Annotated in this window: 24 protein-coding genes; 8 read left to right on the forward strand and 16 right to left on the reverse strand. The window is 67.0% G+C overall.

The features are described 5' to 3' along the window. The 5 genes from A9975_RS21340 to A9975_RS21360 all read left to right on the forward strand — a co-directional run. Positions 1-368 (forward strand): hypothetical protein (locus A9975_RS21340; protein WP_255503346.1); only part of this gene is annotated, 368 nt, incomplete at its 5' end. A 9-nt stretch (positions 369-377) separates the two neighbouring features. Further along, on the forward strand, positions 378-1811 hold the full coding sequence (locus A9975_RS21345; protein WP_183034552.1) for a TolC family protein: 1434 nt from the start codon (positions 378-380) through the stop codon (positions 1809-1811). A gap of 2 nt (positions 1812-1813) precedes the next feature. Further along, the gene (locus A9975_RS21350; RefSeq protein ID WP_183034553.1) at positions 1814-3115 is read left to right on the forward strand and encodes a multicopper oxidase family protein; all 1302 of its coding nucleotides are present in this window, start codon (positions 1814-1816) and stop codon (positions 3113-3115) included. A 29-nt stretch (positions 3116-3144) separates the two neighbouring features. Continuing rightward, positions 3145-3654 (forward strand): plastocyanin/azurin family copper-binding protein, encoded by a 510-nt coding sequence (locus A9975_RS21355; protein WP_370565157.1) that lies wholly within the window; start codon positions 3145-3147, stop codon positions 3652-3654. A gap of 65 nt (positions 3655-3719) precedes the next feature. Beyond that, the gene (locus tag A9975_RS21360) at positions 3720-4079 is read left to right on the forward strand and encodes a copper-binding protein (RefSeq protein ID WP_183034555.1); all 360 of its coding nucleotides are present in this window, start codon (positions 3720-3722) and stop codon (positions 4077-4079) included. 19 nt (positions 4080-4098) lie between these two features. Here A9975_RS21360 and A9975_RS21365 read toward each other — a convergent pair whose 3' ends face one another. The 11 genes from A9975_RS21365 to A9975_RS21415 all read right to left on the reverse strand — a co-directional run bounded on the left by A9975_RS21365 (position 4099) and on the right by A9975_RS21415 (position 14503). Continuing rightward, the gene (locus A9975_RS21365) at positions 4099-4431 is read right to left on the reverse strand and encodes an H-NS family nucleoid-associated regulatory protein (protein WP_183034556.1); all 333 of its coding nucleotides are present in this window, start codon (positions 4429-4431) and stop codon (positions 4099-4101) included. Positions 4432-4680: 249 nt separating this feature from the next. After that, positions 4681-5079 carry a DUF350 domain-containing protein gene (locus A9975_RS21370; RefSeq protein ID WP_183034557.1) on the reverse strand — a complete coding sequence of 133 codons (399 nt, stop codon included), beginning with the start codon at positions 5077-5079 and terminating at the stop codon, positions 4681-4683. 60 nt (positions 5080-5139) lie between these two features. Next, entirely contained in the window at positions 5140-5883 is a 744-nt protein-coding gene (locus A9975_RS21375) for a hypothetical protein (RefSeq protein WP_183034558.1), read from the reverse strand. A gap of 26 nt (positions 5884-5909) precedes the next feature. After that, entirely contained in the window at positions 5910-7082 is a 1173-nt protein-coding gene (locus A9975_RS21380) for a glutathionylspermidine synthase family protein (protein ID WP_183034559.1), read from the reverse strand. Beyond that, complete coding sequence (locus A9975_RS21385; RefSeq protein WP_183034560.1) at positions 7079-8488, reverse strand: saccharopine dehydrogenase C-terminal domain-containing protein; 1410 nt, start codon at positions 8486-8488, stop codon at positions 7079-7081. Before A9975_RS21385 ends, A9975_RS21380 begins: the two co-directional genes overlap by 4 nt. A 78-nt stretch (positions 8489-8566) precedes the next feature. Further along, positions 8567-9529: a phosphatidate cytidylyltransferase gene (locus A9975_RS21390; RefSeq protein ID WP_241754747.1), complete on the reverse strand. Its 963-nt coding sequence runs from the start codon at positions 9527-9529 to the stop codon at positions 8567-8569. A gap of 6 nt (positions 9530-9535) precedes the next feature. Continuing rightward, a complete protein-coding gene (locus A9975_RS21395; protein WP_174427546.1) occupies positions 9536-10162 on the reverse strand; it encodes a 1-acyl-sn-glycerol-3-phosphate acyltransferase in 627 nt (208 codons plus the stop codon). 6 nt (positions 10163-10168) lie between these two features. Beyond that, on the reverse strand, positions 10169-10639 hold the full coding sequence (locus tag A9975_RS21400; protein WP_255503347.1) for a hypothetical protein: 471 nt from the start codon (positions 10637-10639) through the stop codon (positions 10169-10171). After that, a complete protein-coding gene (locus A9975_RS21405) occupies positions 10620-12041 on the reverse strand; it encodes a phosphatase PAP2/dual specificity phosphatase family protein (protein WP_370565205.1) in 1422 nt (473 codons plus the stop codon). The genes A9975_RS21400 and A9975_RS21405 overlap by 20 nt, the downstream gene beginning before the upstream one ends. After that, on the reverse strand, positions 12041-13831 hold the full coding sequence (locus A9975_RS21410) for a bifunctional alpha/beta hydrolase/class I SAM-dependent methyltransferase (protein ID WP_183034561.1): 1791 nt from the start codon (positions 13829-13831) through the stop codon (positions 12041-12043). Before A9975_RS21410 ends, A9975_RS21405 begins: the two co-directional genes overlap by 1 nt. 6 nt (positions 13832-13837) lie before the next feature. Then, positions 13838-14503: a CDP-alcohol phosphatidyltransferase family protein gene (locus A9975_RS21415; RefSeq protein WP_183034562.1), complete on the reverse strand. Its 666-nt coding sequence runs from the start codon at positions 14501-14503 to the stop codon at positions 13838-13840. 518 nt (positions 14504-15021) lie between these two features. Between A9975_RS21415 and A9975_RS21420 the strand changes: the two genes are divergently transcribed. Continuing rightward, a complete protein-coding gene (locus A9975_RS21420; RefSeq protein ID WP_183034563.1) occupies positions 15022-15288 on the forward strand; it encodes a hypothetical protein in 267 nt (88 codons plus the stop codon). Between the two features lie 23 nt (positions 15289-15311). Here A9975_RS21420 and A9975_RS21425 read toward each other — a convergent pair whose 3' ends face one another. Continuing rightward, the gene (locus A9975_RS21425; protein ID WP_183034564.1) at positions 15312-16154 is read right to left on the reverse strand and encodes a 3-keto-5-aminohexanoate cleavage protein; all 843 of its coding nucleotides are present in this window, start codon (positions 16152-16154) and stop codon (positions 15312-15314) included. A 72-nt stretch (positions 16155-16226) separates the two neighbouring features. Next, a complete protein-coding gene (locus A9975_RS21430; RefSeq protein WP_183034565.1) occupies positions 16227-17198 on the reverse strand; it encodes a 3-hydroxyacyl-CoA dehydrogenase family protein in 972 nt (323 codons plus the stop codon). A 122-nt stretch (positions 17199-17320) separates the two neighbouring features. Here A9975_RS21430 and A9975_RS21435 point away from each other — a divergent pair, with 122 nt between their 5' ends. Together A9975_RS21435 and A9975_RS21440 are read left to right on the forward strand one after the other, a co-directional pair. Beyond that, on the forward strand, positions 17321-18247 hold the full coding sequence (locus A9975_RS21435; protein WP_183034657.1) for a LysR family transcriptional regulator: 927 nt from the start codon (positions 17321-17323) through the stop codon (positions 18245-18247). A 188-nt stretch (positions 18248-18435) separates the two neighbouring features. Beyond that, entirely contained in the window at positions 18436-20568 is a 2133-nt protein-coding gene (locus A9975_RS21440) for a sodium:proton antiporter (protein ID WP_183034566.1), read from the forward strand. Positions 20569-20617: 49 nt separating this feature from the next. Here the strand turns inward: A9975_RS21440 and A9975_RS21445 are convergent, their stop codons facing one another. The 3 genes from A9975_RS21445 to A9975_RS21455 form a co-directional block, all read right to left on the reverse strand. Continuing rightward, entirely contained in the window at positions 20618-22234 is a 1617-nt protein-coding gene (locus tag A9975_RS21445; RefSeq protein WP_220810846.1) for a sensor domain-containing diguanylate cyclase, read from the reverse strand. Between the two features lie 205 nt (positions 22235-22439). Continuing rightward, complete coding sequence (locus tag A9975_RS21450) at positions 22440-23081, reverse strand: GntR family transcriptional regulator (protein ID WP_052495292.1); 642 nt, start codon at positions 23079-23081, stop codon at positions 22440-22442. A gap of 91 nt (positions 23082-23172) precedes the next feature. Continuing rightward, complete coding sequence (locus A9975_RS21455; RefSeq protein ID WP_255503348.1) at positions 23173-24972, reverse strand: IlvD/Edd family dehydratase; 1800 nt, start codon at positions 24970-24972, stop codon at positions 23173-23175. Between the last annotated feature and the right edge of the window lie 136 nt (positions 24973-25108).

Raw genomic sequence — 25108 nt, forward strand, 5'->3', positions numbered from 1 at the left:
CCCCCGGTTCGTCTTACCCCGCGCCGTCATTCGCGCACCCCACGAACACTGAGGTTGTCATGCATTTCGTCCGCATTCTTGCGGCGGCTTGCCTGGTGCTCGGGCCGACCTTGTCGTCGGCCCAGTCCAGCGCACCCGCCGCCGATCCACTCGATCCGCGCGCATCCGTGCCGCCGTTGCCGGCGCCGGACGTGCTGGCGGGCTACGTGCCGTTCCAGGCGCAAGCCATCGCCCCTTGGCGCGAGTCCAACGCGCAGGTCACGCCGATGGCGGGCAAGGACGCAACGGGCGCCAATGCGCCCATGTCCATGCCCGCGTCGACACCAGCGGCCAAGCCCGCTGCCGCCGGCCACGGCCACCACCACTAAGGAGGCCGCATGTCTTTCCCATTGCCAATCCGGCCGGGACTGGCCGCGGCGGCCTGTGCCCTGCTGCTGGCCGGCTGCGCCGGATTTACCGCCGATGGTGGCTTCAGCACCGCGGCCACCGCCGCGCGCGAGCGCCTCGGCAAGGATGCCATCTGGGTCCGCTCCGACCAGGACCGCGCCGCCGTCTACGAGCGCACCCAGGCCTTGCTGGCGCAGCCGCTCGACGCCGACAGCGCTGTGCAGATCGCGCTGCTCAACAACGCCGGCCTGCAGGCGGCCTTTGCCGACCTGGGCATTTCCGAGGCCGAGTACGTCCAGGCAACGCGCCTGCCCAACCCGGGATTCTCCTTCAGCCGCACGCGCCAGGGCGACGACCTCAAGATCGACCGCGCCATCTCCGTCGGCCTGATGAACCTGCTGGTGCTTCCGCTGGCGGCCCGCATCGAGCAGGACCGCTTTACCCAAACCCGGCTCGCCGTGGCCGACACCTTGCTGCGGCAGGCGCTGGAAACGCGCAAGGCATTCGTCAACGCGGTGGCCGCGGAGCAATCGGCGCGCTATGCGGAGCAGGTCAAGAACGCCGCTGAAACAGGCGCGCTGTTTGCCCGCGACCTGGCGCGCGCAGGTAACGTCAGCGCGCTCGATCACGCGCGCGAGCAGGCCTTTTACGCCGAGGCCGCGACCCAGCTGGCCCGCACCCGTCAACGGGCACTGGCCGCGCGCGAGCAGCTCACACGCCGGCTTGGCCTGTGGGGCACCGGCGCGCAATACCGGCTCCCCGAACGCCTGCCGGACTTGCCGAAGGGGCGTCCCGCCATGGCGGACCTGGAGGGCTATGCCATCGCCAGCCGCCTCGATCTGCAAGCCGGCAAGCTGCAACTGGGTAGCCTGGCGCGCTCACTTGGCCTGACCCGCGCTACGCGCTTTATCAGCGTGCTGGACGTGAGCTACCTGCACAACTCGGAAACCGGCAAGCCGCGCGAGACCGGCTACGGCATCGATATCGAGATCCCGTTGTTCGACTGGGGCGGCGCCCGCGTGGCGCGGGCCGAGGCGGTCTACATGCAGGCCGCCAGCCGGCTCGCCGAGAGTGCCATCAATGCGCGCTCGGAAGTGCGCGAAACCTACGCCAGCTATCAGGCGCGCTACGACATCGCTCGGCATTACCGCGACGAGGTAGTGCCGCTGCGCAAGCGCATCTCCGACGAAGGCATGCTGCGCTACAACGGCATGCTGGTCAGCGTGTTCGAGCTGCTGGCCGACGCGCGCGAGCAGGTCGGCGCCGTCAACGGCTATCTCGATGCGCTGCGCGAATACTGGGTGGCCGAAACCGAGCTGCAAGGCGCGCTCGGCGGACGGCTGCCGGACGGCAGCGCATTGCCTCTGCCTGTATCCCCCTCCCCGCCCTCGCCGGCCACGCCCGCCACGCCCAAAGGACAATGACCATGGTTACCCGAAGACAATTCCTGCATGGCTCCGGCGCCACCATGCTCGGCGCGGCGCTGGTGACGCGCGCCGGCGCCGCGGTGCTGCCCGAGGCCGCGCTGCAAGCCAGCCCCGCCACCCAGCCGCCGCTCGCGCCTGCCACCGGCCGCCCGTACAACCCGGTGGTGACGCTCAATGGCTGGACCCTGCCCTGGCGCATGCGCCAAGGCTGGAAGGAGTTCCACCTGGTGGCGGAGCCCGTCGAGCGCGAGTTCGCGCCCGGCATGAAGGCGCACCTGTGGGGTTACAACGGCCAGAGCCCCGGCCCTACCATCGAGTGCGTGGAAGGCGACAAGGTGCGGATCTTCGTCACCAACAAGCTGCCGGAACACACCACCGTGCACTGGCACGGCATCATCCTGCCGGCTGGCATGGACGGTGTCGGCGGCCTCTCGCAGCCGCATATCCCGCCCGGCAAGACCTTCGTCTACGAGTTCGAGATGAAGCACGCCGGCACCTTCATGTACCACCCGCATTCCGACGAGATGGTGCAGATGGCGATGGGCATGATGGGGTTCCTCGTGGTGCATCCGAAAGACCCGGCGCAGATGCGGGTCGATCGCGATTTTGTGTTCCTGATCTCCGCCTACGACATCGACCCCGGCTCCTACACGCCGCGCGTGGCCGAGATGACGGATTTCAATATGTGGACATGGAACAGCCGCGTGTTCCCGGGCATCGACAGCCTGCCGGTACGCCTGGGCGATCGCGTGCGGATCCGCTTCGGCAACCTGACCATGACCAACCACCCGATCCACCTGCACGGGCACCGCTTTGAGGTGAGCGGCACGGACGGTGGCTGGGTGCCCCCGTCCGCGCGCTGGCCGGAGGTAACCACCGACGTGGCGGTAGGACAGATGCGCGCCATCGAATTCATCGCCGACAACCCCGGCGACTGGGCCTTCCACTGCCACAAGTCCCACCACACCATGAACGCGATGGGCCATCAACTGCCAACCATGATCGGCGTCAAGCAAAAGGACCTGGCCAAGCGGATGAACGCGCTGGTGCCGGAATACATGGCGATGGGCGAGGCAGGCATGGCGGACATGGGCGGCATGGAGATGCCGTTGCCGGACAACACCTTGCCGATGATGACAGGACAGGGGCCATTCGGGCCGATCGAGATGGGCGGCATGTTCACGGTGCTCAAGGTGCGCGCCGGACTTGGCCGCAACGACTACCGCGACCCCGGCTGGTATCGCCACCCCAAAGGCACGGTTGCCTTCGAATACGCCGGCACGCCGGGCGCCAGCCAATGACCAAGCCAGCCAGAAAAAGGAAAGACAACATGCGAAACAGGACATCCCGCGCCGCTACCGCCTGGATGGCGGTGGCCAGTGCCATTGCCCTCGCCCTCCCGTGCGCCGGCGCCTTCGCCGCCGGCAACCACGGCGGCCATCATGCCGGCGAGGCCACCAGCGCCGCCAGCCCTATTGGCGAACCTGGCGACGCGGCCAGCGTGAGCCGCACCATCCAGGTGAACATGACCGACAACATGCGCTTCAGCCCGGCCGATATCCAGGTCAAAGCTGGTGAGACCGTGCGCTTCGTGGTGCGCAACGCCGGCAGGCTCCGGCATGAGATGGTGCTCGGCACCGAGGCCGAACTGAAGGCGCACTACGCCGAGATGCTGAAGCTGCCCGAGATGGAACACGCCGACCCGAACGCCGTCACGCTCGAAGCCAGCCAGCGCGGCGAAATGGTGTGGCGCTTTACGCGCAGTGGCCGGGTGGACTTTGCCTGCCTGCAGCCCGGCCACTTTGACGCCGGCATGCGCGGCAAGGTCAGCGTGCGCTGAGCGATTTCGCGGCGCGGCGACGCCGCGCCCTGTATTCAATACCAGCCAACCAGGAAGGAGTGCAAATGAACCCCAGCAAGAACCTGCTCTCGCTGCTGCCGCTACTGGCAGCCTTCGCCACCTTGCCGGCCCAGGCCGCCACCGATGCCGGCAACGCTCTCGCCCCGGCCAGCGCGGCGCAAGCCGAGGCTTTGCCAATGACCGATGGGGAAATCCGCAAGGTAGACGCCGCGGCCGGCAAGTTGACCATCAAGCATGGCCCCATCGCCAACCTGGATATGGGCGCCATGACAATGATCTTCCGCGTGCAAGACCCAGCCCTGCTGGGTCAGGTCAAGGAAGGCGACCAGGTGAGGTTCAGCGTGATCCGGGCCAACGGCGCGCTGACGGTAACCACGCTGGTGGTGCTGCCGCCGGGGAAGTGAGAGGATTTCTATCCGATGTTTATCCGACCCGGAAGAAATCGACCGTCTGCCCCGCGTTGACTGCCCGCTGCAGCCACTCCGGACGCTCGCCGGTACCGTCCCAACTCTGGCCCATGGCGTTGCGGTAAAGCGCCCGGGCTGGCTTTTCCGCATCGGGGGCTGCCGCCGGCGCGGCGGCCGTGGACGTAACGGCCAGCGTGGCCCTTGGCACTGCCTGAGCCGGTGCCGGCGGAGCCGGGGGGGCAGCGAAACAGCCCGCTTCGAGTAAATCGTCGAGCGTGAGGCCGTGGCGATCCATCTGCTCACGGACCCACGTCGCCGCGGCTAGTTTGGCTTCATCAGACTCTGACATGACTTTCGTAATTGACTTTGCCGCCGGACAGATGGCCGGCAAAGCGGAGGAAGGGGGGCAATCCGGCGGGTCAAGCCGCCTGTGAGGCAGGATTTTACAGGGTCTTGTGTCTTTGCTGGCGTAGACATTTCCTAAGCGTTAATGCCAGTTGCCGCGCGGCCCCTGGCACTCCCTCAGATCCCGCCAATGCACTGCAAGGTGCACACTCCGTCTCTCGACGCGTGGCCTGATGCCAAGGCAGCGGCGACGCTAGGCCAGGCAGGCGGCATTGACGATGCCCGCCGCCAACGATACCACCCCCATCAGCGCCCCCATGCCGCGATTATCCGCGGTGATTTCCTCGCTGACGCCGCGCAGCGCCCGCGCCACCAGCACATAGGCCAGCCCCTGCACCACGAACGCGCCGAAGCCCCACAGCACGAACATCGAGAAGGCGGCATTGTGCTGGATGCTGGCCGAGAGCGTCAGCGAAAACCCTAGCACCGCGCCGCCCAGCGACAAGGCCGCCGCCACATTGCCCCGGCGTATCAGTTCGAACTCGCGGTGCGGCGTGATCCGCGTGTACACGAGCAAAAACAGCCCCAACATGGCGAAGCTGGAGAGAATGTAGATCAGATAGGCATAGACGGGTTGTAGGGGCAATGTCATGTGGATTCCTGGTTGGGTTGGACCGGATTTCGAGCGAATCTGAAAGGATGCGATGCAGCCTTAGCCGCCGGCTGAGCGCCCAGACCCGCCAAAGCGGCTGGTAAAGCCGCCGCGCGAGGACACCGCGGGCGCCCGGCTGACAGCAGCCGCGCGCATCGACATGCCGCTGCTCGCGCCACGCCCGAGACTGCCGCGGCTAAGCGTGGCCTCCTCGACCATCGTCGCATGCGGCGTGCCCGGCGCCTGGCTCACGCGGGTCAGGTTGCCGTTGCCGTCATAGACGCCCATGGGCCGTGAATTGCCGCTCGACATGTCGCGCCGGGTCTGCGTGCCGTCTGGGTGGTAGACGGTGCCGGACTCGGTGTAGTACGGGCCGTACCAGCGGGCCATGCTGTTGTGATAGCCGCCGTAGTAGCCGCCGCCATGGCCACCGCTGCTCGTGCTGGCGCTGCTGCCATCGCTGCCAGCCGTATCCGCCAGGCTGGAGGCGTAGATGTTGTCGACCGGCACGCCCTCGCAATCCTCGGGCGCATTCCAGTCAGCCACGCAATCGGCTTGCGAGGCATAGCTGGCACGCCGCACGGTGACGGCTTCGTCGTCGCCATCATCGCTGCATGAACCGATCACCGCCACGCCGGCTGCCAGCGCGCAAGCGCCGATCAGCCACAGCGCCGGCGAGCGGGACTTGCGCCGGAGCGCGGGCTGGGCGGACCATGCCGACTGGCTGGAGCCGCTTGCCCGCGGCTGGTAGGCGCTGCCGTACTTTGACGGCTGGCCGCCCTTCTTGCCTTTCTTCTTGGCCATTGCGCTGCGTTTCTCCTTTCTTCGGACTAGCCGTGCTGAAAATAATGCGGGACGAAGAAGCTGGTGTTCTTGGCGATCGGTCCCAGTTCCTCGCGCACGCACAGGCCACTGGGCACGTCGTCGACCAGCCATACGCCGAGCGTGGTGTAGCGATCGTCAAAGCGCTGCGCGCTCGCGTAGGCCTGGTAGATAAAGCCCTCCTCGCCGTACTCGCCGGGATTCTCGAAACGCCCCTGCGGGGTCACCAGCGCCACGCTCTCGCCCTCGCGCGACAGGAACGGCTTCTTGGCATAAGAGCGCCCGGCAAAGGTGCCTTCGCGAAACGAGGCCTCGAGCAGATTCGGATGGCCTGGGAACAGGTCCCACAGGATCGGCAGGATGGCCTTGTTGGAGAGCACGGCCTTCCAGGGTGGCTCCACCCATCGCACCGCGCTGCCTGCCAGCTCCGTGCGATAGTCGGAAGTGGCCATCCATTCCCACGGGTAGAGCTTGAAGACCAGCTCCATCGGCTGGTCGTCGCCGTCGTAGAAGCCGCCGCGCCCATCGGAGCCGACCTGCTCAAGGTCGGTCAGCTTGACCGACCACCCTGCCTGCAGCGCCGTGTCCATCAGGTACTCGACATTGCAGACATCCTCCTGGCTGTCGAACATGCAGGCGAAATGCAGGACCTTGGCGTCGCGATAGTGGCGGCGCAGCCATTGCCAGCGCGACACCAGCGCTTCATGCAGGCTGTTGAACTGGTCGGCATCCGGCCGCACCGCCTCCTTCCAGAACCATTGCGCCAGGCTCGATTCGATCAGCGAGGTGGGTGTATCGGCGTTGAACTCGTACATCTTGGGCATGCCAAGCGCATCCATGGTCATGTCGAAGCGGCCGAACAGCGTTGGCTCGTCGCGGTCCCAGGAGGTACGGATCAGCTCGGCAAAATCCGGGGCGATGGCGAGCCGCGCAAACAGGTCGTGGTCAATCACGTGCTGCACGGCTTCCAGGCAGCGCTGGTTCAGATCGAGCGCGGCGGCATACAGCGCCTCGATCTCCTGCGCCTCGAACTCGTAGGCGACGTCTTCGCGCCAGTAGAAGAACGTGTTGCGATCCACCTGGCGCGGCAGGTTCTGCTCGTCGAGCGAGTGGAAGTGAAAACCGATGCGCTCAAGCTGCTGCGGCCAGTCGGCACGCGGGGTCTGGGCAATGCGTTTCATGGCAGGGCGATCTCCGCGGCGCTCGGCGCTGGCGCCGGCGCGGATGCGGTAATGAGGAATTCGTCGAAGGCCAGCGAGCGACGGCCCGGCCTGGGGGTCCAGTCGGTGAAGCGCGTGACGAGAGGCGCCCACCAGTCGGCTGCGTGCTCCAGCACCATGTGGTGATCCATGGCATCGGACTCGGTCACGCCGCGCGCCGGATTGGCCTGTGCCCAGCGCATCGCGGCGACGATGCTGGAGGCCACCTGCAGGCTGGTGGCGGAGTTGTGCGGCGCCAGCGCACGTGCCCGGTGGATGTCGAGCTGCGAGCCGTGCCACACCGCGCCATGGCGCCCGCTCATCAGCAGCACGCCAAGCTCATCCACGCCATCGACGATCTCGTCCTTGAGGATGCGGTGGCTGGCAATGCGGCTGGCGTCGCGCTCGCCCAGCCACTGCATGGATGCCATCGTGGCGCGGGTGGGGCGGTAGGCATAGTAGGCCGTGGGCCGGTATTGCGGCTCGCCGGGCGTGGCACAGCTGAAATACTCGGCGATCGAGATCGATTCGTTGTGCGTGATCAGGTAGGCATCGAACGGACCGTGCAGCGCGGACCAGGAGCGCACACGGGTACGGTGCCCGGGCCGGTCCAGCACGATCGCCGCATCGCTGCCGTAGCCATGGCGCCGGCCACCGGCAGGCAGCGCGGGCTCGTGGCTGCCCCAGCCCAGTTCGGCGTCCTGCAGGCATTCCGTGATGAAGCCCTCGGCCGACCAGGTATTGGCAAATTCGCCGTGCGCCGGATAGCCCGGGGCGCACTGGCTGTCGTGCTCCGCCACCTGGATCACGCGCACGTCGAGCCGGCGCGCGAGCCGGGCCCAGCCAGCCTGGTCCTGCGGTGGGGTGTCCGGCACGTCGGCGTGCCGCGCGAGTTTCAGCAAGGCGGCCTTGACCAGCAGCGAGACCAGCCCGGGATTGGCGCCGTGGGCAACCAGCGCGGTGGACATCCGCTCGCGGCCGCGGGCGAATGCCAGCATCTCGCTGCGCAGGGCATAGTTGCTCAGATGGGACGCGGCCGCGCCGTCCTCGTAATCCCATGGCTCGATGCCGCTATCCAGGTAGAGCGCGTGGTGTGCCTGCGCCAGCGCGATCAGGTCGCGGCTGCACACGGCGGGCGCCAGGTTGAGCAGGCAGGTTTGCGCCCCCAGCAGCGGACTCAGCACCCGTGCAAAGTTGTCCGGCGCCACCGTGGCATGCAGCGGCGTGACGCGGTATTGCCGGGCCAGCGCCAGGCGGTGGGCGTCCATGGCCCGGTCGACAACCGTAACCGCCGCTTCCGGGTGAGCCCGCGCCAGCAACGGCAGGATGGCCTGGCCGATGCAGCCAAAACCGACAATGACGATATGCTCGATGCGCTTGCTAGACATGATGACAACGTGCCGGGCCAACACGCAGGCTGGACCGGCAAAATTCAAGAAAAATAACGATGAAGGCGATGGACCCGCTCAGGGCACCCACCAGTACCGCGTGATGTGAAAGAAGATCGGCGCGGCGAACACCACCGAGTCCAGCCGGTCAAGCATGCCGCCGTGGCCCTGGATCATCTGGCCCCAATCCTTGATGTTGCGGTCGCGCTTGATCGCCGACATCACCAGCCCGCCCAGGAAGCCCATCAAGGCGATCACCAGCGCGATCAGCCCCGCCTTCCAGGGCGAGCCGTACGGCGTGATCCACCAGAGCGAGGCGCCCAGCGCGGTGGCGCTGGCCACGCCGCCGACAAAGCCTTCCACGGTCTTGGACGGCGACAGCAACGGCGCGATCTTGGTCTTGCCTAGCAGCTTGCCCCACACGTACTGGAGCACGTCGCTGCCCTGCACCACGATCACCAGGAATGCGATCAGCAGCAGGTTGCGATCCTCGAAGCCGGGAATCGGCAAGGTCAGCAACGCCGGCACATGCGATACGCAGAACACGCAGATCATCACCGCCCACTGCACCCCCGCGCAACGTTCGAGAAAGCGCGTGGTTTCCGCAGACAGCGCTGAAAGTATGGGGAGGATCAGGAAAGCGTAGACCGGGATGAAGATGGAAAACAGCCCATACCAGCCGGTGTACACCAGCACGTATTGCAACGGCAGGAAGACGAAGAAGGCGGCGACGATGGCGCGATGGTCCCCCCGCCGCGTGGTGGTGATGGTGATGAACTCACGCAAGGCGAAGAACGACAGCAGGTAGAACAACACGATGATGGCGGTGCGCCCCATCACGAACGCTACCCCTAGCACGCCGATCATCCACCACCATGCCGATACCCGCGCGGCAAGGTTGTCGATGACCGCGTGCGGGCCGCCCCGGGCCACGCGCCAGCGCAGCAGCGCGGTCACCGTGGAAGCCAGCACGAGTACGCCCAGCACGCCGCCAAACAGCAGCCAGGTCTCATGCATCATGGTCAGGTGAGGAAAGGTCATGGGTTCTTAGTCCAGCGCGGGAGCCAGCGTCAGCAGGCCGTCCCGGCAGCGCGCCAGGAAGTCATCCTTGGCTTCTTCCGCGCCCAGGGTCAGCGGCTTGCCGAAAGTCACGGTGCACAGCAGCGGCACCGGCACGATCTCGCCCTTGGGCATCACGCGGTTGAGGTTGTCGATCCACACGGGCACGAACTCGATCTCCGTGCAAACCTTCGCCAGGTGGTAGATGCCGCTCTTGAAGGGCAGAAGCCGTTCGTCGGTGGTATTGCGCGTGCCCTCGGGAAACAGGATCAGCGAGTCGCCTTTGCGTACCGCCTGCTGCATCAGGGCCACGGGATCGCTGCCCGGCTCGCTGCGGGTGCGATCGATCAGCAGCGCGTTGAATACATCCTTGCCGATAAAGCGGCGCAACGCCGACTTGTTCCAGTAGTCTGCGCCGGCCACGGGCCGTGTGAGCGAGCGCAGCTCCGGCGGCAGGCAGCCCCAGATCAGTACGAAGTCGCCATGGCTGCTGTGATTGGCAAAATAGATACGCTGCGCCGCGGCGGGCAGGCAACCGTTCCAGCGCGCCTGCATGCCGGTCAGCAAGCGCGCGAACAGGATGATGGCGCGCGCCACCAGTCTGGAAATCCACATCGTGTGTTATCTCAGCAGCAGTAGCAGCAAGGCCACCAGCAATTGCAGGGCCGCGAGTCCCGCGCCCCAGTGGAGAAAGCGCAAAGCGCCGCGAACGCGCCGCGCCAGGGATCGCCCGGCGGCCTCGGGAGCCGCCCATCCGAGCAGCGCCAGCGCCTGGTCCAGCGAGGCCAGCGTCGAGACTGGATCGGCGATGCGCAAGGCCTCGGCAAGCGCGGCAAACAAGCGGCGGTCGATTGCCACGCGGATCAGCAACCACAGCTGGACCGCGCCGAGCAGCGCCGCCACGATGCCAAGTACCAGATAGATCTGCCCCGCCGGCGACAGGGTACCGGCCAGCAGCAGATTGATGAGTGCCAGCACCAACCCGGCCCAGAGCACGCGGCCCGCGCCATCGAGGCCACCCACTGCGGCCTGCGCCATCCAGTGCCCGGCGGCGGCATCCAGGTGATGGGCGTCATGCATCGGAACGGACATGGCCTGCTCCCCCAGAAGACTGTGCGGCCGCCTGCCGGCGGCGGATGAATTGCGACAGCGCCGCCACGCTATCCGGGCCCAGCACCACGGCCGGACGCCCCTTGCGCAGCAGGGCCAGCGCCTGCCCGGCATCGCGCGCGCCGGCGTGGCCTGCGAGCCAGGCGGCGGCCACCAGCGCGCTGCGCGAATAACCCAACGCGCAGCATACAAGCACCTTGCGGCCATCGCGATGCCACGCTTCTAGCACGGCCACCGCTTCATCCAGCTGCGCCGGCGCGGGCACGGTCAGGTCCAGCACCGGCACGCAGCGGTACCAGGCCGCATCCGCCAGCCGCGGCAGCTCGGCGGTCAGGTCGAGCACGGCGTCGGCCCCGAGGCGGCGCAGTTCGGCGCCGCCAGGGAAGCGGCCGACCCAGAGGCCGGGCGCGATCTGGCTGGCGCCGGGCTGGCGGCGCGTCCACCAGCGCGAGTTGGCCAGCGCGCCCAGCAGGTAGGGTGCGAGCACCCAGCGCGCGGCCATCGCCATGGTGCCGTCGTGGCGCTTCTGGAACATGGCCGGCGCGCCCTGCCGGTAGATCGCCGCGACGCAAGCCAGCGACAGGGCCAGCCAGCCCAGCAGCAAGGCGGCGAGGGCCGAGGCGGGCAACAGCGCCAGCGCTACCACCCCGACGGCCAGTGCGCCCACTGCGTAGCGCCCGGCCAGTTGCCGCGTGCGCACGCGGGCAGCGGGCTCTGCATTGCCCTGCCCCATCCCGAAGGGAAACAGGAAAACGCAGAACCAGCCCACCAGCCAGCCGGTGGGCACATCGATGACATGGTGCTGGTACGTGGTCAGCACCGACACGCCGATCAGCGCGAACCAGCCGTGCAGCAGCCAGCGCCAGGCGCCGCGCGCGTGCATGGCATAGGCCACCCACAGGATCACCAGCAGGCTGATGTGCAGTGACGGCGCCTGGTTGAACGGCTTGTCGAAGCCGCCCAGCAGCGTGAAGAGGTGGCCGGGCACGCCGTCGGCCTGCGGGCGATCAAAGGCGAAACGCAGCGGAAAGGCAATGAAGCAGGCAACCGAGATCAGTTGCGCCGCCAGCAAGCGCTTGGCATGGACAAGCAGATCGGCACGCGTGCGCCAGAGGAAAAAGGACAGTCCGTAGAGCAGGTCGATCGACCAGTACGGCACGATGCTCCAGGGCACAAAGGGAATGTGCCGCTCCCATTCAAAGTAGAAGAACGGGACCTCGGCACGCTGGCTCGCCAGCCAGTTGGCCAGCCCATAGGACGAGAAAAACAAGGCGCCCATGCCAGCCAGCAGGACCAGGGCAAGGCCCCAGGGGCGAGCCTGGGCAGCGCCCGGCTCCCCTGCGGCCATGTCCGCGGCCCGGTCTTCGGCCTGCTGGCGCAGCATCACGCGACCCTGCGCGCCAGGCTGACCGTGAAGATGCCCCACGGGTCGATGCGCTGCGCGATCTTCTCGAAGCCGGCTTGGCGCACCAGCTCATCCATCTCCGCCTGCGAGCGGCGCCGCATTACCCAGGCCGAGCCTGCGCGATGGCTGGTGAGCGCGCGCGCGATGAACTCGAGCTGCGGGTGCCAGGGCTGCCCGGTATAGACGAGGTAGCCGCCCGGCGCCACCGCCCGCGACAGGCCGCCAAGCGAACGAGACACCATGCCGTTGTCGCCGAACAGCTCATACAGGCCCGAGACGATGGCCAGCGTGGGGGCCGGATCGAGCGCGGCGAGATCGTCGCCGTCGAAGGCGTCGCCCTTCTCGAAGCGGGCAATGTCGGACAGGCCCTTGCTGCGGATCAGCGCGCGGCCCTGTTGCACGTTGATATCGCTGTAGTCGCGCAGCAGGATGCTCTGTACCTGTTGCGCAGCCGCTGCGTTGATGCCCTTGGCGGCCAGCGCCTCCAGCACATAGCGGCCATGGCCCGCGGCGATATCGACGATGCGCACCGGCACGCCGGCGGCGCGCAGGCTGCCGATGGCAACGCCAAGCAGCTCCTCGATGTTCACCTTGCGCTGGCGGATGCCGCGCCAGCCGATCGCGTCCAGGTAGTTGCGGTCGACCATCGGGCCGACGCCAAACCGCCCCTGCGCCTTGTTGCAGTAGACGTAGTCGAGCGTGGAGCCAGAATCGAAACCGGTCTTGTGCCCGAGCCGCACCCCGTCGGACAGCAGGCCGCCGAACTTCAGGCCAGCGCGCGCGAGGCCCCAGTAAATGCCTGCCGGGCTGGCCGGGGACAGCGGCTGTGCCAGCCGGTCGGACTCATCCTTGAAAGCACCGCCGCGATCAGCGTTCAGCAAGGAGACCGGCGCCGATGGCGTCTCGAACTCGCGCACGATAAAGCGCCTCGCCGCCACCACGGCCTGCGCGCGGTCGCGCTCGCCCAAGGTGTCGTGGTAGAAGCCGTCCAGCACGATGCGCTCCTTGACGCTGGAACCCAGCCGCTCATAGAACGCATCCTGCGGGCCGCGATGCACCACCCAGTCCGCGCCGGAGATCAGCAACTGCGTGGGCACGGTGATGGCGGCCGCGTCGGCCACGATGCGATCGGCCGTCTCGTAGAGATCCAGCAGGATATTGACGGCAATCGGGCGCGTAATCAGCGGATCTTGCTGGTAACTGGCGATACGCTCGGGATCGTGCGTGAGGAACCTGGCCTTGACGTAGCTGTTGACGAAGAACTTGCCCCGCAGCTTGTGCATGAGCTTGAGGCCCGGCCGCGCCAGCGGCACGTAGAGCTTGACCTTGAACGCCGGCGAAGCCAGCACAAGCGCGCGGATCCGCGGCGCGTAGTCGTGCACCCAGGTTGACGCCAGCACAGCGCCAACGCTCTGCGCGACCACGGCGATGCGTTCTACCGGAATGCCGTGCTCGGTGGCGATGTGGTCGATGAACGTCTGGATATCGCGCACCGACGTGGCCAGGCTGGGGCTATAGCCGCGCTCGCCCGGAGAGCGGCCATGGCCGCGCGCGTCCCAGGCGAAGAAGGCGTGGCCGGGCAAGCCCAGTTCGTCCACCAGGTGGGCGATGCGGCCCGAATGCTCGTGCCCGCGGTGAAACAGCACAACGGCGCCCTGCGGCGCCTGGCCCGTGGCAGGCGCCGCAGGCCAGTGGCGATAGAACAGCGGCTGGCCATCGTGGGTTTCGAACTGTGACTCAACAGCGGTACGGCCGGTTTGACTATCCACGTAGTATCACTCCACGGGTTGGGAAGACGATTTGGCGTGCGGGGCTGCCTGCGCACGGGCCTGGCGTGCCTGCTCGCCCTCGGCCACGCCGCGGCGCACCCGGTTGGCGATGGTCAGCAACGACAGCAGCGACAACAGCACCCACAGCCAGTGAGCGGCGTGCGCCAGGCTCAGCCCGAGGCCGGCCCATAAGCCCAGCGCGCCCAGCACCAGGGCCCGGTCGCTCTTGCCCAGGGGGCCGTCGTAGCGCCGGCTGGCACCCGCCAGCGGCCCGATCAGGCCAGCGCACTCGACGATGACGGCCAGCAGCGCAAACACCATGATCTCGCCGGCACCAAACGGCGCAACGAGGGCGAACGGCAGGATCAGCGCAATATCGGAGACGATGTCCCCAAGTTCATTGAGATAGGCGCCCAACACGCTCTGCTGCCCGTGTTCGCGGGCCAGCATGCCGTCGATGGCGTTGAGTGCCATGCGCACGAACAGCCAGAGCGGCATCAGCAGGAACACGCCCGGCAGCCAGGCTAGCGCGGCCACCAGCGCCCCCACGACCAATGACCCGCCAGCAGCCGCCAGCGTGACCTGGTTGGCGGTGACGCCGCGCGCGGCAAGGCGCTTCACCAATGGCCGCAGAAGGGCCTGGAACTTCGGTTTGATCTGGTAAAGCGTCATGTTTCACGACCTTTTCAGGCCTTATGTCACTCTCGGTCGTCGTTTTTGGTCGTCATTTTGGGCCATGGTATCCGCGCCCGCGGCCACTGGCCATGCCAGACCCGTTGCCCAACCTCCCTGCAGCCGCCTTTGACGGCCGGATGGTGTGCTGCACGCCCGACAATCGGGCAAGCATAGCTTGATTGCGCGTTTTCGCCAATCATTAAGAATTTATGAGATTTTTGGCACATTTTCGACACAGTTGGGGCGTGCCGAGCCAAGTTACTACCCGCCAGGATTGGCGAGTCACGCCAGTTGGCAAAAATTGGGCCACCGCGGGAAGAAATTGCGCGAACTTCGAAGGCGTTGGAGCTTGTGGCAATCACGTGGCGGCGGACAAGGAATGCCGCCGAGGCAACGCCCGCTGCATGACAGCATTGTCATGTGCCGGTCATGTTGTCGTGGGTGCCTGTTTCTTAGACTGCCAGCACGGTCGATCGAAAGAGATCGCCCGCCCCTCGAATCCTCGGAGAGAAACAATGCGTACACTCAAGCAAGCCCTGCTCGCCACGGCGCTGGCCGCCACCCTTGGCGGTGCCGCCGGCCTCGCCAGCGCCGCCCCGCGCAGCGTAGACCCGTATCTCGATGGCGCGGCCACCGGCCAGGCGCGGGACATCTACACCCAGGGCGCCAACAAGCTCGGCCCGCGCGACCCGTTCACCGACGGCGCACGCAGCGGCACGCGGGACCCGTTCACCGACGGCGCGCGCAACGGCACCCGCGACTCGTTCAGCGACGGCGCGTAAGCATCGGCGCCGAGCGCCGCCAATCAGCGGATCTCGCTGTAGATTTGCCTGGCTTCGTGGGCCGAAGCTAGCGGGCGCCCAAGCGTGCGCGCGCCTTCGGCCGCCTGCCCGACAAGTGCCGCGTTGCCTGGCGCGGTGCTGCCGTCGCGCAGCTTCAGGTTATTCTCGAAGCCCACCCGCACGTGCCCGCCAAACGCGGCGGCCGTGGTCACGCAGGCATTCTCCTCTCGCCCGAAGGCGCAGATTGCCCACGGCAGCGCGCCGTCATAGACCTGCAGGAACGGCAGCAGGTCGCGCGGCGACGATACCTGTCCCGCCGAATACCGGCCCAGCACAAACAGCACCGACCACGCGCCCGGCGGCACCAGCCCGCGCGCGCGCAGCGCTTGCCAGCGCGCCACGTCGGCTGCGTCGTACAGGATGATCTGCGTCATCACCCGCTCGCGTGCCAGCCAGGCCAGGAAATCGGCTAGCTCGGCCTCGGCAATGTCCGGCACGGCGATCTCGCGCAGCCCGATGGAAACCGCCTCGGGCCGCAGCTCGCGCACCATGGCGATCTGCTCGGCCGCGCGGTAGATGCCGGCGGCTTCGCTGGTCACCTGGACCAGCAAGGCGTCGCCCACTTCCTTCTTCACCACGGCAAGCGCTTCGCGATAAATCTGCGGATCCAGCGAATGGCGGCCGTCGGGCTGGCGCACGTGCATGTGCATCATGGCCGCGCCGGCTTCCAGGCAGGCCCGCGCGTCGGCCGCCAGTGCCGCCGCGGTCAGCGGCACGGCCAGGTGGTCCTTGGCGGTCTTGTAGGCGCCGTTGGGCGCGACGGTAATGATCAGCGGCGAATCCGCCAGCAAGGTGTGTTCACTCATAGTGCGCTCTGGTCTACCAAATCGATCTAATCGATCTCTTCGGTTTAGTGAATCTTGTGGATCCGGTGAGGTTCAGGGTTCGATCTTGGGCAGTTCCGGCGCGATCAGGTCGAGCCCCGCGCGCAGCAGCCGGTCATAGCGCTCGCGTTCCGCGGCGATGGTCTGCGGCGTCCACTGGTAAAAGCCCTCGCCGCTCTTCATGCCGTGGCGGCCGTCCGACGCGCGCTCGGTCAGGCACCGGGCCGGCTCCGCCGCATTGTTGAACGTGGGATACATGGTAGCCCCGGCCGCAGCGTGTACGTCGATGCCAGCGTGGTCGCGCTGCATGACCGGCCCGGCGGCCAGGAAACGAAAGCCGAAGCCAAAGCGCACCGCCGCATCCACATCCTCGGGCGAGGCGATGCCGCGGTCGATCAGGTCGAAGGCTTCGCGCGACAGCGCGTGCTGCAGGCGGTTGGCAAGGAAACCCGGCAGGTCCTTCTTCACCTTGACCGGCACCATGCCGCAACGGCGCATGAAAGCGATCAAGGCGTCGGCGCCGGTCTCGGCGCTGCCCTCGCCCAGCACCACCTCCACCAGCGGCACCAGGTGCGCGGGCATGAAGAAATGCAGGCCGAGCATGCGTTCGCGGGTGGGCAGGCCCGCGCCGATGGCGCTGATCGGGAAACTCGAGCTATTGCTGGCGAGGATGGCATCCGGGCGCGCACGCTGGGCCAGGTCGGCGAACAGCGCGCGCTTGATGTCGAGCCGCTCGGGGATGCACTCGATCACCAGGTCGACCGTGCTCCAGTCGACTGCGTCGAGCCCTGCGGCTACCGTCAATCCCGCCAGGCCAACCTCGGCCGCCGGGCCGATCGCGGCGAGATTGGCGGCTACCCTTGCGGCGACCGCTTCCGCGCGCTGCGTATCCGGCTCCACCACGGTGGTGCGGCAGTGCGCGCGGGTGAGCACCACGGCCACGTCGGCGCCCATGGTGCCGCCGCCTACCACCACGGCGTGCGCGGTGCCGGGAGCGGCTAGCGAAAAGTGGGCGGCGTCGGGCATGGCGTTCCTTTGAACTGTCTGGTGTCGGGATTGAGCATGAGTGTAGACAAGCCGCTTTGATTGATGAATCAGATTTTCCGGATAAAATGATCGACAATCAAGATCAATCCGCCATCCATGCCGTGAAAATCAACCTGTCGATGCGCGATGTCGAGACCACCCTGGTGCTCGGCCGCACCCTGAACTTCCGTCAGGCAGCGGGGCAGTTGCACCTGTCTCAATCAGCGCTGTCCACCCAGGTCCTGCGCATCGAGGAATCCCTCGGCGTGCGGCTGTTCGATCGCACCACCCGCACCGTGCGGCTGACCGCGGCAGGCGAAGTCTTCATGCAACAGGCCGCGATCCTGCAGGCGGCCTTCCGGGACGCCATCGACGCCGTGAGCGGCATTGCCAGCGCCGAGCGCGGCCATGTTGCGGTGGCCGCCCTGCCCTCGCTGGCCGCCCGCCTGCTGCCGCGCGTGCTGATGGCCTATCGGCGGGAGCATCCCAAGGTCACGCTCAAGGTCTTCGACACGCTCTCCGGCCCGGCCTTCGACCTGGTGCGTGCGGGCGAGGTGGATTTCGCGCTGACCGCGGCCGACCCGCAGCAGGCGGACCTGCACTACGACCCCATGATGTCCGACCGCTTCGTGCTGCTGATTCCCAGCGAGCACCCGCTGGCCCACGGCAAGGGGCCGGTGCGCTGGGCCGATACGGTGGACGCCGGCCATGTTTCCATGACGCACCCCAGCAGCGTGCGCCAGTACGCCGAATGGGCCTTCCTGCAGAACCGTATCCGCTTCCAGCCGGTGTTCGAGGCCGAGCACCTGGCCACCATCGCGGCCATGGTCGAATGCGGCTTCGGCGTGGCGGCGCTGCCTGAGATTGCTGCCGGCACCGTGCGCCAGCCCGGCATTGTCGAGCGCTTGCTCACCGCGCCGGTGACCGAGCGCTCGATCGGGCTGGTGACGGCACGCAACCGCAGCCTGTCGCCCGCGGCGGTGGCGCTGGTCGGCGTGCTGCGCGCCCACCTGGCCCAAGCCGGCGGCGGCGTGGCCGATCCGGCATGAGCGAGCGGGGACGGGATCGCGCGCAGTGGCGAGCAAGGTAGTGAGCCAAGCGCACGAGGCTTGAAAGCGCGCGCCATATCGCGGTATGTTCGGAGCCCGCAGCCACCTAAGCGTAAGGATCCCTCAGTGACACTGTCGTCGCCCACAGTACAACCCGGGCCGTTCCGCGCCCGGCAACGGAGGCGAGCTTGAATATCGTCGTTGACGTGCTCATCCTGGCGGGCGCGCTGCTGGCCATCGTGGCGGTAGTGCAGGTCGCCGCCGCCAAGCTGGCACTGCCTGAGTCCACGCTGCTCTCGGCCATCGGCATCGCCATCGGCGCGGGCTATGTGGCCATCGACGCCGCCTACCCGCAGTTCGCCTTGCACTTCCTCCATCCCCTGATCGACCCGGCGCTCCCGCCCGAGGCCTATCTGTGGATCTTCCTGCCGCCTTTGCTGTTCCACGCCGCGCTGACCGCCGACGTGCGCAGCATGCTGCCGGACGCCGCGCCGATCCTGCTGCTGGCCATCGTCGCGGTGATCGTGGCCACCGGCGTGATCGGGCTGGTCACCACGCTGGTCAGCGGCGCCAGCCTGGTGGTGTGCCTGCTGCTGGGCGCGGTGGTAGCCACCACCGACCCGGCCGCGGTGATCGCCATCTTCCGCGATGTCGGCGCACCCGGCCGGCTGATCCGGCTGGTCGAAGGCGAGAGCCTGCTCAACGACGCTGCCGCCATAGCCATTGCCGGCGTGCTGGTGGCCATGCTGACCGGCCATGGCGCCGAGGCCACGCTGGCCGCTGGCGCGCGGGAACTGGCCTGGTCGTTCGTGGGCGGCGTGCTGTGCGGCACGATCGCCGGACGCCTGCTGGCCGACCTGCTGCCGCGCCTGGCCGGGCTGGCCATGGCCGAGGGCGCGCTGACGCTGGCGCTGCCCTATCCGCTCTACCTGCTCGCCGACCAGTTGCTCGGCGTGTCGGGGGTGGTGGCCGTGGTATGCGCCGGCCTGATGGTGAGCGCGCTCGGGCCCACGCGGCTGAGCCCGCGCAACTGGAACCACATGCGCATGATCTGGGAGCAGTACGCCGGCATTACGGGGGCCGTCGTGTTCTTGCTGGCGGCGGTGCGCGTGCCGTCCATGCTGGCCGGGGTGACCGTGCATCACGGCTTGCTGCTGCTGGCACTGGTAGTCGCCGCGCTGGGGGCGCGCGTGCTCACGCTGTTCGGCCTGCTGCCGCTGCTCTCCGGGCTGAAGGTCAGCGCGCCGATCAGCAATGCCTACAAGCTGGCCATTGCGTGGGGCGGCCTGCGCGGCGCTGTGACACTGGTTCTGGCGCTGGGCATCGCCGAGAACGAGGCGCTGCCATACGAGGCCCGGCATTTCATCGCCATCCTGGCCACCGGATTCGTGCTGGTCAGCCTGCTGCTGAACGGCACTACCTTGCGCGGGCTTATCCACCGGCTCGGGCTGGACCAGCTCACCGCCCAGGACCGGGCATTGCAGCAGCAGGCCATCCAGCTCTCCACCGAGGAGGTCGAAACCACGCTCGACCACATCGCGCAGACCTTCGACCTGCCTCCCGCGGCAGCGCGCGAAGTGGCGCAGCACTATCGGCGCGAAATCGAGCTGGGCGCGCTGGAGTTCGATTTCGACGCCGCGCTATCCGAGCGCGACCGCGTCACCATTGGCCTGGTCACGCTGGCCACGCGCGAGCGCGAACTGATCCCGGAATACGGCGACGGCGTAATCTCGGTAGCCAATCTCGACGCCATGATGCGCAACACCACGCTGATGATCGACGCCGCGCGCGAGCATGGCCGCCTGGGCTACAACCGCGCCGCCCGGCATATCCTGGATTACCAGCGTGGCTACCGCGTGGCGCTCTTCCTGCACCGGCACCTGTCGATCGACCGGCCACTGGCCCACGCGCTGGCCGACCGCTTCGAGCTGCTGGTCTGCCGCCAGACGGTGCTGGAGCGGCTGCGCCAGTACAACCGCTCGCTGCTCACGCCAGTGTTCGGAGCGCGCATGGCGACCCTGCTGGACGGGGTGCTGGAGGAGCGCGTCAAATCGGCCGGCGGTGGCCTGGATGAGATGCGCGCGCAATTCGGCGGCTACACGGTGGCACTGGAAAAGCGCCTGTTGATGCTGTTTGCCCTGCGCAAGGGCCAGCGTTCGCTGGAGGCCATGCGCGAGGAAAAAGTCATTTCCAGCCAGGCCTACAACCAGATCGCGCAAGTGATCCAGCGCGCCTGGCGGGCCAACCTGGCGCGTCCGCCGCTGCGCAGCGCGCTGTCCGCGCAGCCGATGCCAGCTCCGGAGTCGCCGGCGCGCGAATGAGGGCCGCCATGCGTCGCGCAAGTTATCGCGCCAGGCGCCGCCGGCGCGATCAGGTTGAATCCGCCTGCACGGCCGGTTCCCGCTGGTACCGGACCGTGTTGTTGCGTCCGTTGCGCTTGGCCTGATAGAGCGCGATATCCGACATTTTCAGCACCTCGCCAACCTCCTCCGCCGACGAAGGAAAATGTGCGACGCCAAGCGAAACCGTCACGACGCCACCGGTGGGGTTAGGCGTCTTTTCCACGGCCTCGCGCAAGCGCTCCGCAATCAGGAACGCATTGTCCGCGGTCGTGCCGGGCAGCAAGATGACGAACTCCTCCCCGCCGCTACGGCATGTCACGTCGCCGCCCCGGGAACTGGCCCGCATCAGGCCTGCGATGTGCGTCAGCACCTCGTCACCGACATCGTGCCCGTAGCGGTCATTGATCGACTTGAAGTGGTCCACGTCGAGCGTGATGACGGCAAAGGACTGCCCGCCAAGCTCGTACAGGCTGAGCGCATTGCCCAGCCCGCGGCGATTGCGCAAACCCGTCAGTGCGTCGGTGATGGATTCATGGTTGAGCCGGTCCAGCTTGCTGCTGGTCAGGCTCATGCCCCGCAGCAGCGCTTTCTTGAGGCGATCGGCTTCGATATACCTGGCCTGGATCCGCTCGATCCGCTCCATCCCGTCGGGCGTGGTCCCCATGCGGGCGTCGTCGGCCAGCTGCCCCAGCGGCCGCGAGATCCAGCGGGAAAACCACAAGATAAGGACCAGCGACAGGAGCAGGATGGGAATGCTGTTGCGGAATGTCACCAGCACCAGGTCATTCAGATCAGCCAGCGTGGCTTGCGTGGATCTCTGCACCACGATGCCCCACCCGGTGGACGCGACCGGCGCATAGCCTGCAAGCATCTCGACACCGTACTGGTTCACTATCTGCTGCGCGCCCGCTGCGCCGCTGGTTACCGCCAGCACGACTGAATTCTTGAAGATCGACTTGCCAACATGGGAGTCGTCCGGATGAAAAATCACGGTGCCGTTACGATCCACCACATAGACATAAGAGCTATCCCGATAATAATGGCTATCGAGAATCTCATGCAGCAGGTTCTTGGCATTCAGGTAAATCGTGCCTCCGACATAACCAAGCAGCCGCCCCTGCGCATTAATGATGGGATGGGAAATAAAGATAATCAGCCGCCCGCCGGAGGTTGTAAAGGGCTCGCTGATCGCCGGGGTGCGGGTGGTCAGGAGCGTGTGCCCCCAATCGGTCTTCACGCTCTGTCCGCTCCGGCGCAAGGCCGCTGGCGACACGGATAGCACCATGCCATCCTGGCGGACGATGGCCACCGAATTCAGGCTCCTGGTCTGCAAACGCAAGCGCTCGGCCTCCTCGTTCACACGGGCCGGATTATCCATGGCCTCAGCAAGCAAACTGGCGCTGTAGGCCAACTGCTGCATGGTGCTTTCAATATGGGCTCCCGTGGACTCCGCCAGCTTGGCCGCATAGACACGGTTGGCTTCCAGCGTATTGCGGACCAGCAGGTCACGCTGCACGCGGTAACTGGAGTGGAGCGCATTGGCCATGGTCAGCAGGACCGATCCCAGGGCCAGGAGCAGGATCAGACCACCTAGCCCTATTTTGGGCGAGCGCTCCGGAAGTGGCTTACACGGTTGCGCTGACATCTCTTTTGCGGGCCGACAATCGTCAGAACTTCAGAAGGGGCCGATCTTAGCACGGTCCGCCGGCTAATATTCCTGCTGCAACGCGCAAATGCAAGCCCGCGCGGTTAAAGATTGGGAAAGGGATTTCAAGTTTCCCCTCGAGTGGCGTATTGATTCCCCCCAATATTTCCATTAACCACGCTTGAGAGATAATTAATATAATGTACTAAGCAGGCCCTCCGGCACGCTCCCGTTCTGCCGCGAGATATGCATCGCGCGAGGGCAGCAGATGGCTACGGCATAGCGCGACAAGATCCTCGCGCCGGCCCTCGCGCAGGGCCTCGATCATGGCCCAGTGCTCCTGCCTGGCACGCTCGCGATAGCCCGCTGCAGCCAGCGACCCAAAGCGGATCGGATGGGCGCGGCGCGCGTATTCCTCGATGGCCTGCCGCAGCACCGCATTGTCGACCAGGGCGAACAACTCCCGGTGAAAGCGCTGGTTGATGCGGAACACCGCGCGCGCATCGCCCGCGGCCACCGCAACGTCGTGCTCCTGCTGCACGGCCACCAGCGCCTGCAACCGCGCTGCGGGCACCGGCAGCGCGATCAGGCTGGCGGCATGCGTTTCCAGCACTTCGCGCAGTGCGTATAGCTCCATCACCTCGCGCGCCGGAAAGGCGCGCACCACCGCGCCAACGTTGCGCTTGCGCTCGACCACGCCCATGCCTTCGAGCGTGACGAGCAGCTGGCGCACCACATGGCGCTTCAGGTTGAAGCGCGCCATCAGGTCGTCTTCGACCAGCCGCTCGCGCGGACTCAGCAAGCCAAAGACGATGTCTTCCTCAAGGATCGCGGCGGCGGCGAGCATGGCTTGGGCGCCGCCGGCGGTATCGTCCTGAGCACTATGCGCCGCTTGCGCGCGCGTTCCTGCACGGGTTGGTTGATCCATGACTGGACGCTCAGGACTTGCGCGGCACGGTTTCGCTGGTCCGCGCGGCACGCAGGAAATCGAAGTCCACGCCCTGGTCGGCCTGCGTCACCGTGGCCAGGAACAACTTGCGATAGCCGCGCTCGGCGGTAGGCCGCACCACTTCGTGCTCGGCCGCGCGGCGGGCCAGCTCCGCGTCGTCGATCAGCAGGGAGATTTCGCGCCGCGCCACCGACAGGCGGATGCGGTCGCCGTTGCGCACGTGCGCCAGCGGGCCGCCGATGGCGGCTTCCGGCGTCACGTGCAGCACGATGGTGCCAGCCGCGGTCCCGCTCATCCGGCCGTCCGAGATGCGTACCATGTCCTTCACGCCGGCACGCGCGAGCTTCCTGGGAATCGGCATATAGCCGGCCTCGGGCATGCCGGGCGCGCCGGTCGGCCCAATGCGCTTGAGCACCAGGATATCGTCGGCGTTCACGTCCAGCGCATCGTCGTCGATGCGCAGCGCCATGTCCTCGGCATTTTCGAACACCACGGCGCGTCCTTCATGCTCCATCAGCACAGGATCGGCGGCGGATTGCTTGATGATGGCGCCGCCCGGAGCCAGGTTGCCGCGCAGCACGGCCAGGCCACCCACCGGATAGATCGGCGCGTCGAACGGGCGAATCACATCCTGCGCGAACGGCGCGGGCGCGGCGTCGAGCTCCTCGCCCAGCGTGCGGCCAGACACCGTCAGCGTGTCAAGGTGCAGCAGCGGGCGCAGCTCGCGCAGCAGCGCGGGCATGCCGCCTGCCGCGTGGAAGTCTTCCATGTAGTGCTGGCCGGAGGGCTTCAGGTCCACCAGCACGGGGGTCTCGCGGCTCATGCGGTCCAGCCCGGCCAGGTCGATGTCGATGCCCAGGCGCCCTGCGATGGCGGTCAGGTGCACGATACCGTTGGTGGAGCCGCCGATGGCCAGCAGCACGCGGATGGCGTTCTCGATCGCGCGGCCGGTGAGGATGCGGTCCGGCGTCAGGCCGGAGCGGGCCATGGCCACGGCAGTGGTACCGGTGCGCTCGGCCACCCGCACGCGGTCGGCGGTGACCGCCGGGGCCGATGCGCCGCCGGCCACCATCATGCCGAGCGCTTCGGTCAGGCAGGCCATGGTGCTGGCCGTGCCCATCACCGAGCAGGTGCCCACGCTGGCAACCAGCTGGTTGTTCACGTCGGCAATCTCGGGCGCATCGATCTCCTCGGCGCGGTAGCGGCCCCAGTAGCGGCGGCAATCGGTGCAGGCACCCACGCGCTCGCCGCGATGCGAGCCGGTGAGCATGGAGCCGGTGACCAGCTGGATCGCCGGCACGCCGGCCGAGGCCGCGCCCATCAGTTGCGCGGGCACGGTCTTGTCGCAGCCTCCAATCAGCACCACGGCGTCCATGGGCTGCGCGCGGATCATTTCCTCGGTGTCCATCGACATGAGGTTGCGCAGGTACATGCTGGTGGGCGCCGAGAAGCTCTCATGCACGGAGATGGTGGGAAAGTCCACCGGCAGGCCGCCCGCCAGCATGACGCCGCGCTTGACGGCCTCCACCAGTTGCGGCGCGTTGCCGTGGCAGGGGTTGTAGCTGCTGTTGGTGTTGACGATGCCGATCACCGGGCGCGACAACGCGTCGTCGGTATAGCCCGCGCCCTTGATGAAGGCCTTGCGCAGGAACAGCGAGAAGCCTTTGTCGCCATAGTTGGTCAGGCCCTTGCCCAAGCCGCTCTCGGCGTCTTGCGCCGGCTCGAAGGGGTCCTGGCCGGCCTGTGCCGAAGCGGAAGGGTCCTTGGGGGAATCGTGGGAGCCGGCCATGTACATCTCCAATAATATTATTGATAATCTTGGCAGGCATCATATCTGGCCTTGCCATCTCGCCGCAACGGAAAATTCAGCCTCGCACCTTTAATTGAAGATTCAGATCAGTCGATAGAAAACTTCTGATTCTTCT

This window comes from Cupriavidus sp. UME77 (assembly GCF_014170355.1).
GTDB classification, from domain to species: Bacteria; Pseudomonadota; Gammaproteobacteria; order Burkholderiales; family Burkholderiaceae; genus Cupriavidus; species Cupriavidus basilensis.